Origin of the sequence: Tamaricihabitans halophyticus (assembly GCF_004340875.1) — a bacterium.
Taxonomy (GTDB): Bacteria; Actinomycetota; Actinomycetes; order Mycobacteriales; family Pseudonocardiaceae; genus Tamaricihabitans; species Tamaricihabitans halophyticus.
This window is the reverse complement of sequence record NZ_SLXQ01000015.1, coordinates 88689-102063: the sequence shown is the minus strand read 5'-3', so window position 1 is coordinate 102063 and position 13375 is coordinate 88689. Positions and strand designations below refer to the sequence as shown.

The window sequence follows — 13375 nt, the reverse complement described above, 5'->3', positions numbered from 1 at the left end:
CTAGTTGCACAGTTTAAGCAACTTTGTTCGCGAAGATGCTTGTTTTGATCACCTCCTGGCCGGCATGATGGGCACCTTCCCATCCGCCTAGGAGGATCAGCGTGGATCTCCGACTGCTGGCTGCGCTCGTGCTCGGGATCGCCGCGATCGTGGTGGTCGTTCTCCGCACCCGGCTCGACGCGTTCATCGCGCTCCTCATCGCCGCTCTGCTGACCGGGTTCGTCGCGGGCGCACCGGTGACGGACGTGCTGAACTCGATCACTGACGGCTTTGGCTCGACGATGGGTGACATCGGCATCGTCATCGGGCTCGGTGTCGGGGTCGGCAAGATCCTGGAGGTCTCGGGAGCGGCCGACGCGCTGGCGAGGGCCTTCGTGAAGATGTTCGGCAAAGGGCGTGAGCCGTGGGCGATGGCAGGTACCGGCGCGCTCGTGTCCATCCCGGTGTTCTGCGACTCCGGCTACGTCATCATGAACCCACTCGCCCGTTCGATCGCGCGTCGCAAGAAGGCGGGTTACGTCACGCTGGCCCTCGCGCTCGGCTGTGGCATGACGCTGACCCACCACCTCGTGCCGCCCACCCCGGGACCGCTCGGGGTCGCCGGGATCCTTGGCGCGGACGTGGGCGGGATGATCCTCGCTGGCGTCGTCTGCACGCTGGTACTCGTTCCGCTCATGGTGCTCTATGCGAAATGGATCGGACCGCGCCTCGAAGAACACGTGCTGCCGGACGTACGTGGCGAGGTCTACAGCACCGCGACGGTCACCCCCGACGCCGTGCCGACGACCCACGGCTCCGCGGATAGCAGCACTGACGACGGGGCCGAGCACGCCGGTGGTCTTCGGGAGGAGTCGGCTGCGGAAACCCCACGTCGCATGCCCACCTGGCTCGCCGCGCTGCCGTTGGTCGTGCCCCTGCTGTTGATCGTCGTCAACACTGTCGCGACCGCAATCGATCAGAGCGCCAGGGGCGTGCTCGACGCCGACGACTACGAACCCTCGGGCATCGTCGGTGTGCTCGCGTTCGTCGGCAGCCCGGTCGTGGCACTGCTCATCGGTCTCGTGCTGGCCGTTTACGTGCTGCTGCCCCGCGTGACCACCCGCAACCAGGTCGCGGACTGGCTGTCCCAGGCGGCCGCCTCGGCCGGCCTGATCATCCTGATCACCGGCGCGGGCGGCGCGTTCGGCCAAGTGCTACGCGACACCGGCGTCGGGCAGGAACTGGCCACCGTCATCGCTTCGTGGAGCCTGCCCGGCGTGCTCGTGCCCTTCCTCGTTGCGACACTCGTGCGCCTCGCGCAGGGCTCCGGCACCGTCGCCATGATCACGGCCGCCTCGGTGAGCGCGCCGTTGGTCGGCAGTCTCGGCGTGTCCCCGCTCGCCGCCGCGATCGCATGCTGCGCGGGCTCGATGGTGTTCAGCTATTTCAACGACTCGTATTTCTGGGTCGTCACGAGATTCACCGGACTTGACGGTGTGGCGGCGATACGCGGTTGGTCCGGTATCACAACGGTGGTCTGGCTCGGGTCGTTGCCACTGGTCCTGCTGGCCGGAGCGGTGCTGTGAGTGCACACGTGCTGGTCATCGGCGACGACCTGACGGGGAGCAATGCGACCGGCGCGCGGTTCGCGCGGGCCGGGATGCGCGCCGTGTCGGTGAGCGGGGTTGACCGTGTCAGCAGCGCGGGCGGCGCCGATGTCGTCGTGCTCAATGTGGGCACGCGCCATGCCGAACCCAAGCAGGCACAGAAGTTCGTACAAGCGGCGGTCAGGGCCGTGTCCCCTGTGGAGCTGGTCTGCAAGCGGGTGGACACCACGCTGCGCGGCAATGTCGGAGCCGAGGCCGATGCGTTGCTCGATGCGCTCGCCCCTGGCACGAGGGCGCTCGTGGTGCCCGCCTTCCCCGACGCGGGCAGGACCACGGTCGGCGGGCTGCACCTCGTCGACGGCGTCCCGCTCGCGGAGACACCGGTCGCACGCGATCCACTGACTCCGGTTGGGTTTTCCCGCGTCGCGACCATTCTGCGCGAGGGCACCGGCCGCGAGATCACCGAGACTCCGCTGGACGTCGTCGAGTCCGGTGTGGACGCCGTCGCCGCGCGACTCGCCAGTACGTCCGCGCCGTTCGTCGTCTGTGACGCGACGACCAATGCGCACCTGCGCACGATCGCCGAGGCGGCCGCGCAGGTGCGACGGGAACGCCAGACCCAATGGGTATCCGTGGACAGTGGACCGTTCGCGGTGTTGCTCGCCGCCGCGCTGGGGATCGGCCCGGGCGTGCACGACCTACCACCCGTGCTCGCCGTCGTCGGCAGTATCACTGGCGTGACCAGCGAGCAGGTCGTGGAACTGGAGCAGGTGCTACAAGCTCGGTTCGTCGACGTGTCCATGGAAGGGCTGGACGCACGGGCCATCGCCGACCGGGCGACCGCCGTGGTGGAGCAGGGCAGCCGGGTAGTCGGTATTCGGACCGTCCCTCCCGACCCGGGTGAACGCGTTGCGCCGCGGGCGGCCGAACATATCCCGCGGATACTCGCCGCGGCCGCCGCGATCCTGCTTGCCGAGCATCGCTTTGGCGGGCTTTACGCCACCGGCGGCGATATCGCGGAGGCAACCACCGCGGCGCTCGCCAGTGACGGCTTCGCCATCGACACCGAGGTCCTGCCGCTGGCCGTGGCGGGCAGTCTCGTTGGCGGACCGCACGACGGTCTTCCCTTCGCGACGAAAGGTGGTCTCATCGGCCAGCGGGACGCCGCGGTCAGCTGTGTCGAGCACCTGATCAGTGTTATCGCGCAACGAAAGCGAGGAATACCGCAGTGACCAGTACCGAACGCCCCATTCTCGCCGTCACGGTCGGCGACCCCGTTGGTATCGGCCCTGAGATCACCGCTCGTACACTCGCCGAACCATGGGCAACCGAGCAGGCTCGTCCGCTCGCCGTCGGCGATGCCGCGGTGCTGCGGCGCGCTGCCGAAGTGTGCGCGCTTGATGTCGAGATCAACGCGATCAGTGCGGTGTCGCAGGCACACTTCTCCCCTGGTGTGATCGACGTGCTCGACCTCGGGATCGCCCCTGGCGATCTGCCGTGGGGAGCGGTGGACGGCACGGCCGGTCGCGCGGCGGTCGCCGCGATCGAGGCGGCAACGAAACTGGCGCTGGCTGGCGACGTGGACGCCGTCGTCACTTCGCCGATCAACAAGGAAGCCATCTGGGCGGCTGGATCAACGCACCTCGGGCACACCGAGATGCTCGGCGAGCTGACCGGCTCCACACGGTTCAACACGATGTTCTGGGTACGCGGGCTGAAGATATTCTTCGCCACCCGGCACCTGTCCCTCCGCCAGGCGCTCGACAAGATCACCGAACCCAACATCGAGCACGCGATCCACGAGGCCTACACGGCACTGCGGGTGTTCGGCACGGACGAACCAAGACTGGCCGTGGCCGCGCTGAACCCACACGGTGGCGAGAGCGGCAAGTTCGGCGACGAGGAGATCGTCGCGATCGGGCCGGCGGTCGAGGCCAGCCGCGCCGAAGGACTGGACGTCACCGGCCCGGTGCCTGCCGACTCCGTGTTCCACCAGGGGCTGGAAGGCCGCTATGACGGCGTCCTCTCGCTCTACCACGACCAGGGCCACATCGCGTCGAAGACAGTCGACTTCCATGGCACCGTTTCGGTGACCGTCGGACTACCGATTCTGCGTACGTCGGTCGATCACGGCACGGCCTTCGACATTGCGGGCACCGGCAGGGCTGACCCCGGCACGATGCATGCCGCGTTCAAGGCCGCCGTCGAACTGGCGCCGTTTTCCGGCAAGCTCCGTACGGTCTACCCACCCGAGGCGTCGTAGGGTGCCTCCGTGAGCGTTCCCCGACAGACGACGACCCAGCGGCGCGTGCAGCTACTTGCCGCCGTGCGCGGTGGTGACTGCAACATCCAGCAGCTCGCCGAGCAGTTCGGCGTCTCGTCGTCGACGATTCGCCGCGACCTCACGGAACTGGCGCGCGAGGGTCACGTGGTACGCACCTATGGCGGGGCGCTCGACACCGGGCCGGGCGTCGAACGCACACTGCGCGAGAAAGACGCCAGCTTCGCCGAGGAGAAGAACGCCGTGGCACGCGCGGCGGCCAGTCTCGTACGGGATGGTGACGTCGTGCTGCTTGACGCTGGCACGACCACCGGTCGGCTCGCGCACCACCTTGCCGAGCGGTCCGGGCTCACCGTCGTCACCAACGGGCTGACCGTGTTGCTCGCACTCGCCGACAACCCGGACATCGAGGTTGTGGTGTTGGGCGGAAAGCTCCGCTACCCGAACGAAGCGATCCTTGGGCCAACCGTCGAAAGGCAACTGGCGCACGTGCGACCGGACAGGGTCTTTCTCGGAGCTGACGGTATCTCGGTCGAGCGCGGCCTGAGCTGTCCAACGCTGGAACAAGCGGAACTTAAGCACGCGATGCTGCACGCGGGCCGCGAGTCCTACGTTCTCGTCGATCATTCGAAGCTCGCGAGCGAACCGTTCGCATACTGGGCACCGATCGACCGCGAGCATACGGTAATCGTCGATGACGGTGACCGGGACGTGCTGCGGCCGTTCGAGAAGTCAGCGAACTGTGCTCTGCGCGTGGTCCGTGGCTAGGTGTCGCACCGGCACACCGGTTAACTACCGCGCACAATGGAATGCATGCTGACCATCAGTCAACTGGCAAGCTATGCCGGGGTCACGGTTCGGGCAGTACGGCATTACCATCAGACCGGACTGCTACCCGAACCCGAGCGTAACCACTCGGGGTACCGGAGCTACGGCGCCAACGCCGTCGTCGAGCTTGTCAAGGCGGTGATCGGCGACAAGGCACCGTCCTGACCGCTGTCAGCCCGCCGCAATGGTCGCCTGGTGACCCGCTACGGGGCGCCAACCCGAAACGCGCCCGACCGTCGATCGCCCCCACCACGGTCTCACAGGTTTGTCCATAGTGTCTCGATGTCGAGGACGCGGTTGCGGCGCAGCATCAGTAGTCGTTCGACGGCGGCAAGTGCGCCGGTGAGTGTCACGATGACGGTGAGCCACCCGGGTAGCTGGACTGGCGAGGTGAACGTGCCGCCCACGATGTCGCGGATCCTTGGGACTGTCGTAAGGAGTTCGATGGCCTGCGGTACGGACAGCACGAGATTGGCGAGCAGCGCGGTGATCGCCAGCCATGCGAGTAGTGCGCTGAGGCCGGGCCGCTGGCGATGTAGCCGCCAGCGGAGGTCCTCGAGCGTGCCGGCGACGGGTGTGAGTCGCCGCTGGTGACCGTCGTCGCCGAGGAGGTGCACCCGTGTGACTCCGTAGAGCGATACGTTCACGTCGATGACGCCACCGGGCACGGGAAAGGAAGCTGGCGGCTCTGCCGTCGCCAGCTGGTATTCGTCGGCGTAGAGCACGATGTGCCCGTCGTCCCTGGCGGCGTCGTACTCGACCGTGTAACGGGTCGTGCCGTTGTCCTGGCTGGTGACGATGGTGGTGTAAAGCTGGCGGTAGACCGCGTGGTGACGGCGGAACGGGCGTAGCCGTTTCCGGTGTTCGTCGTCACGAGACCGGTTGGTCATGGCCCTTCCCTTCCCGTCGTACTCAGCCGCGTGGTGTGGGCACGGTGAACGACGGATCGCCGTGGGTCAGTTCCTTGGCGTATATCTGGCGATAGGTGTCCAGGTACGGAGACTTCTCGCCGTCGGCGGGTTTGTCGCTGGCCGGGTCGTCGGTGGTGAGGTTGAGCCGCGCGTCGCGCACGGTGATCTGGCTACCGGTCGGCGTGTCGATCCAGCCACCGTCGTAGATCGTGCCGATCTCAACCGTCAGCGAGTGTCCCTTCGGGATTGTCCAGTCGGTTGATTTGAGTTCGATACCAACGTCCCCTGAACTGTCTACAAGGGACACTTGTTCGTCGAACATGGTCGAGGAGCCTTCCGGCGCCACGTCGTAGAGCTTCACCATGACGTTACCGACGCCGCTGGTGGCCATGTCGATTCGCGGTGTACCGGTGATCCGGATGTCCTGCTCGACCGGGTGGGACCAGCTGAAGTAGCTTGCCTGCCCGCCGTCCTCACCCGTGTCCGCGTAGGAACCATCGCGCAGCGCGACCGCACGCGAGTCCCGCGCGGCTGGCCAGGTCTCCTCCGCGCGCCAGTCGCCGTTGCTGTCCTGGATGGCGAAGTTCGGGTAGTCGGTCTTCGTGTCGTGGCCTTTGAGGTGTTCGTCATAGAAAGCCATCACCTCGTCGAACCAGCCCGCGCGCCCCATCTTGAGCTTGCCGTCCTGGTTGCGATCGTTGCCGCGCACGTGCTCCCACGGGCCAAGCCAACCGCGCTGGATGCCCTGATGGTTGGCGAGATACTCCTGCATTGCCTCGGGTTTCGTGTTCGGCTCGACAAAGCCCTGCGTAACGAACAGCGGAGTGTCACTACCCTTCGCCTGCTCGGCGAGATCACGCTGCCGCCAGTACTCGGACCGCGGGTCGGCCTTCAGGTTGTTCTCCGTGTTGTAGGCGACGCACTCGGGATGCCGCTGCTCGTACCGCGCGTTCTTGCGGTAGCGCTTCGTGTCGTCCGGCAGCTGCGGGAGCTGGGCGATCTGGTTGTAGGTGTTGGGCGCGAGCACCCCACTCAGCTTCGCGACCCGGTTCGAGCGTACGAGGTTGTACATATCCCAAGCCGGTTCCTGCGCGACCACAGCCCGCAGCGACTCCTGATCAAGATTGTTGCCGACCAACCCGGTGATCGCATCGTAGGATTTGCCATACATCCCAACCGCCCCCGTCGACCACGACTGCTCGGCGACCCAATCGATGGCCGCCCGCACATCGGCCTGCTCACCCGCGCCCATGAAATCCAGACAGCCAGTCGACCCGCCAAAGCCCCGCAGATCAACCTGAACGAGGCCATAGCCCCGCTCGAACAGCCTGCCACCCTCGACCAGATCCGCGAACCGATCGGAGGGTCCCGCATGCGACCAGCCCTCGTCGCCCAGCTGCCCGGAATGTCCAAAGTAGGCCCCGACCGACAGGATCACCGGAATCTTCGCGCCTTCCGGAAGATCCTTCGGTAGCAAGACGTCGGCATGCAGCTCAGTCTCCGATCCGTCCGACGAAGGAAAGTAGCGCTCGGTCCAAACGGCCCCTTCAGGAACACGGTCGTTCTGCTCATGGGTCACACCACGCTCGGCGACCCCGGGCTTCGCGGCGGCCGAGCCTGCCGGCACGCCGACCAACATCAGTACGGCGAGCGCGAAAGCCGTGACAGTCCAGGTTCTCTTCACTGTGTCTCCAGTACCGAACGAGTGGGCCTCGGATTCGATTACGCGTTGCGAACAAGGAAAAGCTGTGCCGCTACGGCACACTCAACACCGCAATGACGTGATACAGGTCACCACCAGTTCGGGACTGGGTCGGTCGAGGAGACCACGTTTGGCTCGCGCTTGACCGTGCCCCCACGGCATAGTTTCGAATAGCGAGAGACGATCCCGAACGCCGAAACGGAGCGAGGTGAGGGCTGGCGATGGCGTGGAGCACGCGTGAGATCGCCGAGCTCGCGGGCACCAGCCTGCGGGCCGTGCGGCATTACCACGAGGTCGGCCTGCTCGCTGAGCCGGAACGACGCGCCAACGGCTACAAACAGTACGGCGTCGCCCACCTCGTCCGGCTGCTGCGGATCAAGCGGTTGGTTGACCTGGGTTTCTCCCTGACCCAGATCGCCGAGATGGGAGACGCCGACGACCACCCGGAGCAAGCATTGCGCACGCTCGACGCGGAACTCGCGGCCACGATCGAACGGTTGCAGCGAGCCAGAGTGGAGCTGGGCTACATCCTGCAGAAGTCGGCTCCGACCGAGCTACCTCCCGAGTTCGTACCGGCCGCGACTGAAACGCCGATGTCAAAGGAGGACCGGACGTTCCTCACCGTGCTCGGCCGGGTACTCGGCCCCGAGGGAATGGCGAGCTACGCCGGTCTCGTGCGCAGACCCATCATCGACCCAGTAGGCCTGGAGTTCGAGAACCTACCCGCCGACGCCGATGAACGGGCCCGCGTGGACCTCGCCGAGCGCCTGGTTCCGCTCGTACAAGCGATATACCGGGAACATCCGGACTTGCTCACCGCACCGATGGACGCGCCACGGGGCGAGCAGTACGCGACGAAGAACGTTCGCAAGGCCATGGTCGACATTTACAATCCCGCGCAGGTGGATGTGCTGACCCGCCTTCGCGGGCTACTCCGCAAGCCAGCGACCGGGAAGACCTCCGCCAAGCCTCGGGAGGCCGAATAGCGCGCCCTGTGGGTTGTCGGAATCGCGCGAGCCAGCCTGGGTTTCAGTACGTCATCGCGGGCTCCGTGGCCAATGGTTCCGGTAGATCCTCGGTATGGATGACATGCAGGTTGCTTACGGCGCGGGTCAGCGCGACGTAGAGACGTTGTAGACCGCGCTGTTCGCTGCCGGCGATCCGGGCTGGTTCCACCACGACCACGGTGTCGAATTCAAGCCCTTTGCTGAGCGAGACCGGTGCCAGGATGAGGCGTTCTGATTCCAGGTCCGCTTCCTCGGTGCCCAGCACGATATGTGGCAATCCGTTGTCGGACAGCGCTTGATGAAGTTCCGGGATATCCACATCGGCCGCGATCAAGCCGAGCGCTCCTTCGCGTGCGAGCGCGGCGGCACAGGTCGTGATGACGGTGTCGGTCTCCTCCCCTGGCGTGGTCCGGGTGATCCGCAAGGATTCCGAGGATTGCCGGAACGACGCTGGACCACGCAGATCCGGGGCGATGTAGGGAAGCAGCCTGGCGGCGAAGTCAATGACCTGTGCCGGTACGCGATATCCGCGAGTCAGTTCCTCGACCTTGCCCTCCGGCCGGTCCAGATGCCGGAGCACCGTGGTCCAGTCCTGAACGGCGGAAGAGCTGGTGGCCTGCGCCAGATCGCCAAGCAGGGTGCCGGAACCAGCCATCCGCCGAGCGATCGCGCGGAACTGCATCGGGCTCAGGTCCTGTGCCTCGTCGACCACCACATGTCCGAGTTTCGCTGGCCGTTCAACCAACGTAGCGGCCTCGTCCAACAGTGCAAGGTCGAGGCTGCTCCAGCGCGCGGACTTCGCACTACGTGGACGCGGAGACAGCAAGATCGCCCGCTGTTCCTCGCCGGTGAGAACGCCCTCGGCGGCGTGCGCCAGCTGGGCCTGGTCAGTGAGCAGGTCGAAAACCAACCGGGTCGGGTCGATCGTGGGCCACATCTGCCCCACCGCGCGGTTGATCGCCCTGTTCCGCCGCAGTTCAGTCAAAGTGGACGATGAGTTGCCTGCCCGCTCCAGCTGACGGAGCACCAGATGCGCGAGACGGTTCGCGAGCACTTCGCGCCCCGCGCCATAGTCAACCCCGCGGGCCAGCACATCCTGGACCTCGTCAGCCAGCTCCTCCGGGTACAGGCGCCAGGTGCGGTGCTGGTGTTTGACCTCGACGGTTTCGGTCAACGCCTGGACCCGCGACCACAGGTGGCGCCGGAGCACCTCGGCCATCCGCACGTCACCCTTGACCACCGCCGCCAGCGGCGCGTCCGTACGCCGGACCACGACGCCGGACCCGATGAGCTCATCGAGAGTGGCCTGCGATACCTCCACCTCACCTAGCGCGGGCAGCACGTTGCGGATGTAGGAGAGGAACGAGCGGTTCGGCCCGATTACGGCCACGCCCCCACTCTTGCGCAGCCGTTCCCGCTCGGCGTAGAGCAAGTACGCCACGCGATGTAGGCCAACCGCGGTCTTGCCCGTACCCGGGGCGCCCTGGATACAGACCGTACGGTCCAGCGGAGCGCGGACGAGGCTCATCTGCTCGGGCTGGATCGTCGCCACGATGTCCCGCATCGGACCCTTGCGTGGCCGCTCGATCTCGGCGACGAGCAAACCACCGCCACCGATGGCAGCCCGCAGCTCCGCGATAGGTTCGTCCTCGTATGCGGTCAGCACACCGTGATGATCGAAACCGTACCGGCGGCGTGTTCGGACACCCATCGGATCCTGGGGGCTGGCCTCGTAGAACGCGCGCGAGAGCTCGGCGCGCCAGTCGATGACCATTGGCTCGCCGCCGTCGTCACGCACTCCTCGACGCCCGACGTAAACCAGGTCGCTGGTCAGGGTGTGGGTTATCGATCCGGTCTCTCGAATGCCCTCGTAGATCTCGCCAGCCGGGAAGTCCAGGCGGCCAAAGAACAACGGAACATCGTCCAGATCAGCCAGCTCCTCAACCACCTGGGCACGGAACTGGCGCAGCATATGGTTGAAGTACTTGTCCAGTACGTCTTCGCCTTCACCCGCACCCGTGTCCAGGTGCGCGCGAACCTCCTCGCGCATACGGGCGAGTTGCGCACGGCAGACGTCCATGTAGTCACGTTCGGCATGAATTTCGGGCTCGACGGAGTTCTGGGCAGGCTGGGACATAGCCGTGAAGACCTCGCAGATGCGAAACGAAAAATCTTAACTCGGTAAACTATACAACTCGAGGCAAGTTGTTAACCTGGACAGCCGTGACTACGCTTGGTCCATGGCAGAACCTGGGCCCGTGGGAGAACTTGGACTTCGGGAACGCAAGAAACGTCGCACCCATGACGCCATCATGGAGGCGGCCTACACCCTGTTCCAACACTCGGGGTTCGACCGCGTCTCAGTAGCCGAAATCGCCGCGGCCGCCGAGGTCTCCAAACCCACCCTGTTCGCCTACTTCCCGACCAAGGAAGATCTCGTCCTCCGCCGGTTCATCGACGAGCGGAAGAGCCCGGCCTGGGTCCTGCGGGAGCGCCAGTCCGACGTACCGACCCTGACCGCGCTGCGCCAGTTCCATCTCGATCGACTTGCCGACCGTGACCCGTTGACTGGACTGAACGACACACCAGCAGCCATCACGTTCCACCGGCTGTGCAACTCCACGCCAGCCCTGCTGGCCCGACTGACCGTGGACATGCTCGACCTGGAACACGAACTCGCCGGCGAACTGCTCACTTCCGGTGGGTTGACCGACGGGTTCTCCGCGCGTCTCGTAGCCTCGCAGGTCTTCAGCGCCCAATGGGTCCTCTCGGATTACAACGCCAACGAGATCCGTTTTGGACGTAGCGCCGATGAGACCTATCCCGGAGCCGTCCGCCGAACCGAGGAAGCGTTTGATGCGCTGCAAAGCGGCTTAGCCGCCATGTGGCCCACACTCGACTGACCTGCCCTACGCCAATCGCCATACCCGCCACCCTGACCAGCCAAGGAGAGACGTGACCAGTGCTGCCGCCGACCTACCAGCGAATACCGTTGCGTACCGAATGGCTCGGCTCGTAACCGAAATCTTCGCCCCGTGGGTCGTCGTCGTAGCACTCCCGCTTGCGATCGCATGGCAGGCGACCCGCGCGGTCGGACCTACCCTCGGCTGGGGCCTGCTGATCGCGGCCCCCCAGCAGCGTGTTGCCGATGGCCGTCATCGTCTGGGGCGCCCGAACCCGCCGCTGGGACGGGCACCACGTGCGCGACCGTCAAGGACGCGTCATCCCGTTCATCGCTCTGATCGGATTCTCCGGTATCGGTCTGGCGTTGCTGATCATCCTCGGGGCACCTCGCATGCTGATCGCACTCGACATCGCGATGATCGGGTGCCTCATCGTCTGTGCGGTCATCACGGTCTGGTGGAAGGTATCGATGTACACCGCGACCAGCGCCGGAGCCGTAGTGATTCTCGTCCTTGCCTACACACCATGGCTGTGGCTAAGCGGGCTCATCGTCGCGGCAATTGCCTGGTCCCGCGTCCAGCTTGGTGATCACACCCTCGCTCAGGTCCTCGGCGGAATCGCGGCCGGATCCGTACTCGCCGTCGTCTTCGGCCTTCTGACACCCTGAAGAAGCATCCCTGAACAAGCACCCCTGGCCCCAAGCACCGAGGAGTGGACTCGCTGCGCTCCTGCCAACCAACCGGACTCGAATGTTTGGCCGCATCGCCGGACCCGCGCGGGTTCACCTGGAGATCTCCTCCAACCTTCGCCCGGCGGTTTCCTCACCGAGAAACGCGACCAGTCCCGCGGCAACACCAACGCCGCCGAGCACCGCGAACACAACGGCAATACTTGCCCCCGCCGCGATCAACCCACCGACGACGATCGGCCCGAGAATCACCCCAACCCGGTTCCACGCGCCGCCCATACTGACGCCGAGCGCGCGCACCCGCGTCGGATACAACTCAGCCGTGTAGACGTAGAGACAGATATTGGCCGCGAAGATGAACAGCGCGGATACGCTGCACCACAATGCCACGGCCAGACCGCTTGCCGCGCCGAGCATGGCAAGCACGATAAGCAAGAGCCCGCCCACGCCAAGCCCGATGATCAGTGCCGGTTTGCGGCCGATCCGGTCGACGAGCAACATCACCAGCACGCAACCACCGAAGCCGAAGAGGCTCGTGTAGAGGGTGTAGTTCAACGCGGTCTGCAACGGAATCTGATAGACCGACGTGTAGATGGTCGGAAGCCAAGCTGTGAGGCCATAGTTGACGAAGTAACCACAGAACCACAGGACAGCTACGATCGTGGTGCGGCGCAGGTATTTCCGTCCGATCAGGTCACGGATCCGACCGCGTGATTCGGCGGGCACATCATCGTGCGGTACGGGTGGTGGCAGTGGCCGGGCGGTCGCTTTGCGTACGCCTTCCTCCATAGCACGCATCGCCTGCTCGGCCCGCGCGAAGTCACCACGGGCGGCGAGCCACCGTGGTGACTCCGGGACCTTGCGGTGCACCAGGAATGCCAGAATCGCGGGAATCGCACCGATCAGGTAGAGCGCGCGCCAGCCGAACTGGGGCACGATCGCCGTCGCGATCACGGCGGCGGCGGTCAATCCCGCGGGGAAGGCAAGTTCGTAGAGCAACACGAACCGGCCGCGCCCCTTCGCCTTCGCGATCTCGCTGACGAAAGCGGCGGCCACCGGCACCTCGCCACCGATACCGAGCCCCTGCACGAAACGCAGGACGACGAACTGCACGAAGTCCGTCGAGACCATCAGCAACAGGCTGGATATCGCGGTGATCAGGATCGCGATCACCACCATTCGGACCCTGCCGAACCGGTCGGCAAGCATGCCGCACAACAGTGCCCCGATCAGCATGCCCACCGAACCAGCCGTCACGGCGGCGGTCTGTTCGAACGAGCTGAGGCTCCATTCCTCTTTGATCAGCGGAAGCGTGTACGAAACCAGCATCTGGTCGAAACCTTCAAAGAACACGACCGTGCCGAGCAGGATCAGCACTTTGGCCTGCCAGCGTGAGCTGGGTAGCCGTTCGAGCCGCGCCGCTATGGCGCCGACCGTGGCTGACGAATCCGCGGGTGCTGCACTCATC

12 protein-coding genes are annotated in these 13375 nt (G+C 65.6%); 8 read left to right on the top strand and 4 right to left on the bottom strand.

Annotation, left to right across the window (positions count from 1 at the left end):
• The first annotated feature begins 101 nt into the window (after nucleotides 1-101).
• From EV191_RS24990 to EV191_RS24970, 5 genes are read left to right on the top strand one after another with little or no spacing between them, the layout of a single operon-like run.
• Nucleotides 102-1565 (top strand): GntP family permease, encoded by a 1464-nt coding sequence (locus tag EV191_RS24990; RefSeq protein WP_207894671.1) that lies wholly within the window; start codon nucleotides 102-104, stop codon nucleotides 1563-1565.
• Nucleotides 1562-2818 carry a four-carbon acid sugar kinase family protein gene (locus EV191_RS24985; RefSeq protein ID WP_243659215.1) on the top strand — a complete coding sequence of 419 codons (1257 nt, stop codon included), beginning with the start codon at nucleotides 1562-1564 and terminating at the stop codon, nucleotides 2816-2818. The genes EV191_RS24990 and EV191_RS24985 overlap by 4 nt, the downstream gene beginning before the upstream one ends.
• Nucleotides 2815-3849 (top strand): 4-hydroxythreonine-4-phosphate dehydrogenase PdxA, encoded by a 1035-nt coding sequence (gene pdxA / locus EV191_RS24980; RefSeq protein WP_132879931.1) that lies wholly within the window; start codon nucleotides 2815-2817, stop codon nucleotides 3847-3849. Before EV191_RS24985 ends, pdxA begins: the two co-directional genes overlap by 4 nt.
• A 9-nt stretch (nucleotides 3850-3858) precedes the next feature.
• Nucleotides 3859-4635 (top strand): DeoR/GlpR family DNA-binding transcription regulator, encoded by a 777-nt coding sequence (locus EV191_RS24975; RefSeq protein WP_132879929.1) that lies wholly within the window; start codon nucleotides 3859-3861, stop codon nucleotides 4633-4635.
• Between the two features lie 45 nt (nucleotides 4636-4680).
• Nucleotides 4681-4860 carry a MerR family transcriptional regulator gene (locus EV191_RS24970; protein WP_243659214.1) on the top strand — a complete coding sequence of 60 codons (180 nt, stop codon included), beginning with the start codon at nucleotides 4681-4683 and terminating at the stop codon, nucleotides 4858-4860.
• Between the two features lie 92 nt (nucleotides 4861-4952).
• Here the strand turns inward: EV191_RS24970 and EV191_RS24965 are convergent, their stop codons facing one another.
• Both EV191_RS24965 and EV191_RS24960 read right to left on the bottom strand, forming a co-directional pair.
• Nucleotides 4953-5585 (bottom strand): hypothetical protein, encoded by a 633-nt coding sequence (locus EV191_RS24965; protein WP_132879927.1) that lies wholly within the window; start codon nucleotides 5583-5585, stop codon nucleotides 4953-4955.
• A gap of 22 nt (nucleotides 5586-5607) precedes the next feature.
• On the bottom strand, nucleotides 5608-7290 hold the full coding sequence (locus tag EV191_RS24960; protein WP_243659213.1) for a CocE/NonD family hydrolase: 1683 nt from the start codon (nucleotides 7288-7290) through the stop codon (nucleotides 5608-5610).
• Between the two features lie 239 nt (nucleotides 7291-7529).
• On the opposite strand from EV191_RS24960, the gene EV191_RS24955 reads away from it, so the two are divergent.
• Complete coding sequence (locus EV191_RS24955) at nucleotides 7530-8294, top strand: helix-turn-helix domain-containing protein (RefSeq protein WP_132879926.1); 765 nt, start codon at nucleotides 7530-7532, stop codon at nucleotides 8292-8294.
• Between the two features lie 43 nt (nucleotides 8295-8337).
• On the opposite strand, the gene EV191_RS24950 is transcribed toward EV191_RS24955, so the two are convergent.
• Complete coding sequence (locus EV191_RS24950; protein ID WP_132879924.1) at nucleotides 8338-10452, bottom strand: HelD family protein; 2115 nt, start codon at nucleotides 10450-10452, stop codon at nucleotides 8338-8340.
• A 103-nt stretch (nucleotides 10453-10555) separates the two neighbouring features.
• On the opposite strand from EV191_RS24950, the gene EV191_RS24945 reads away from it, so the two are divergent.
• Both EV191_RS24945 and EV191_RS24940 read left to right on the top strand, forming a co-directional pair.
• Nucleotides 10556-11218, top strand: coding sequence for a TetR/AcrR family transcriptional regulator (locus EV191_RS24945; protein ID WP_165913088.1), 663 nt, complete (start codon nucleotides 10556-10558; stop codon nucleotides 11216-11218).
• Between the two features lie 245 nt (nucleotides 11219-11463).
• The gene (locus tag EV191_RS24940) at nucleotides 11464-11886 is read left to right on the top strand and encodes a phosphatase PAP2 family protein (RefSeq protein ID WP_341539639.1); all 423 of its coding nucleotides are present in this window, start codon (nucleotides 11464-11466) and stop codon (nucleotides 11884-11886) included.
• 114 nt (nucleotides 11887-12000) lie between these two features.
• Here the strand turns inward: EV191_RS24940 and EV191_RS24935 are convergent, their stop codons facing one another.
• Nucleotides 12001-13374, bottom strand: a complete 1374-nt coding sequence (locus EV191_RS24935; protein WP_207894669.1) for an MFS transporter — start codon at nucleotides 13372-13374, stop codon at nucleotides 12001-12003.
• Nucleotide 13375 lies beyond the last annotated feature (1 nt).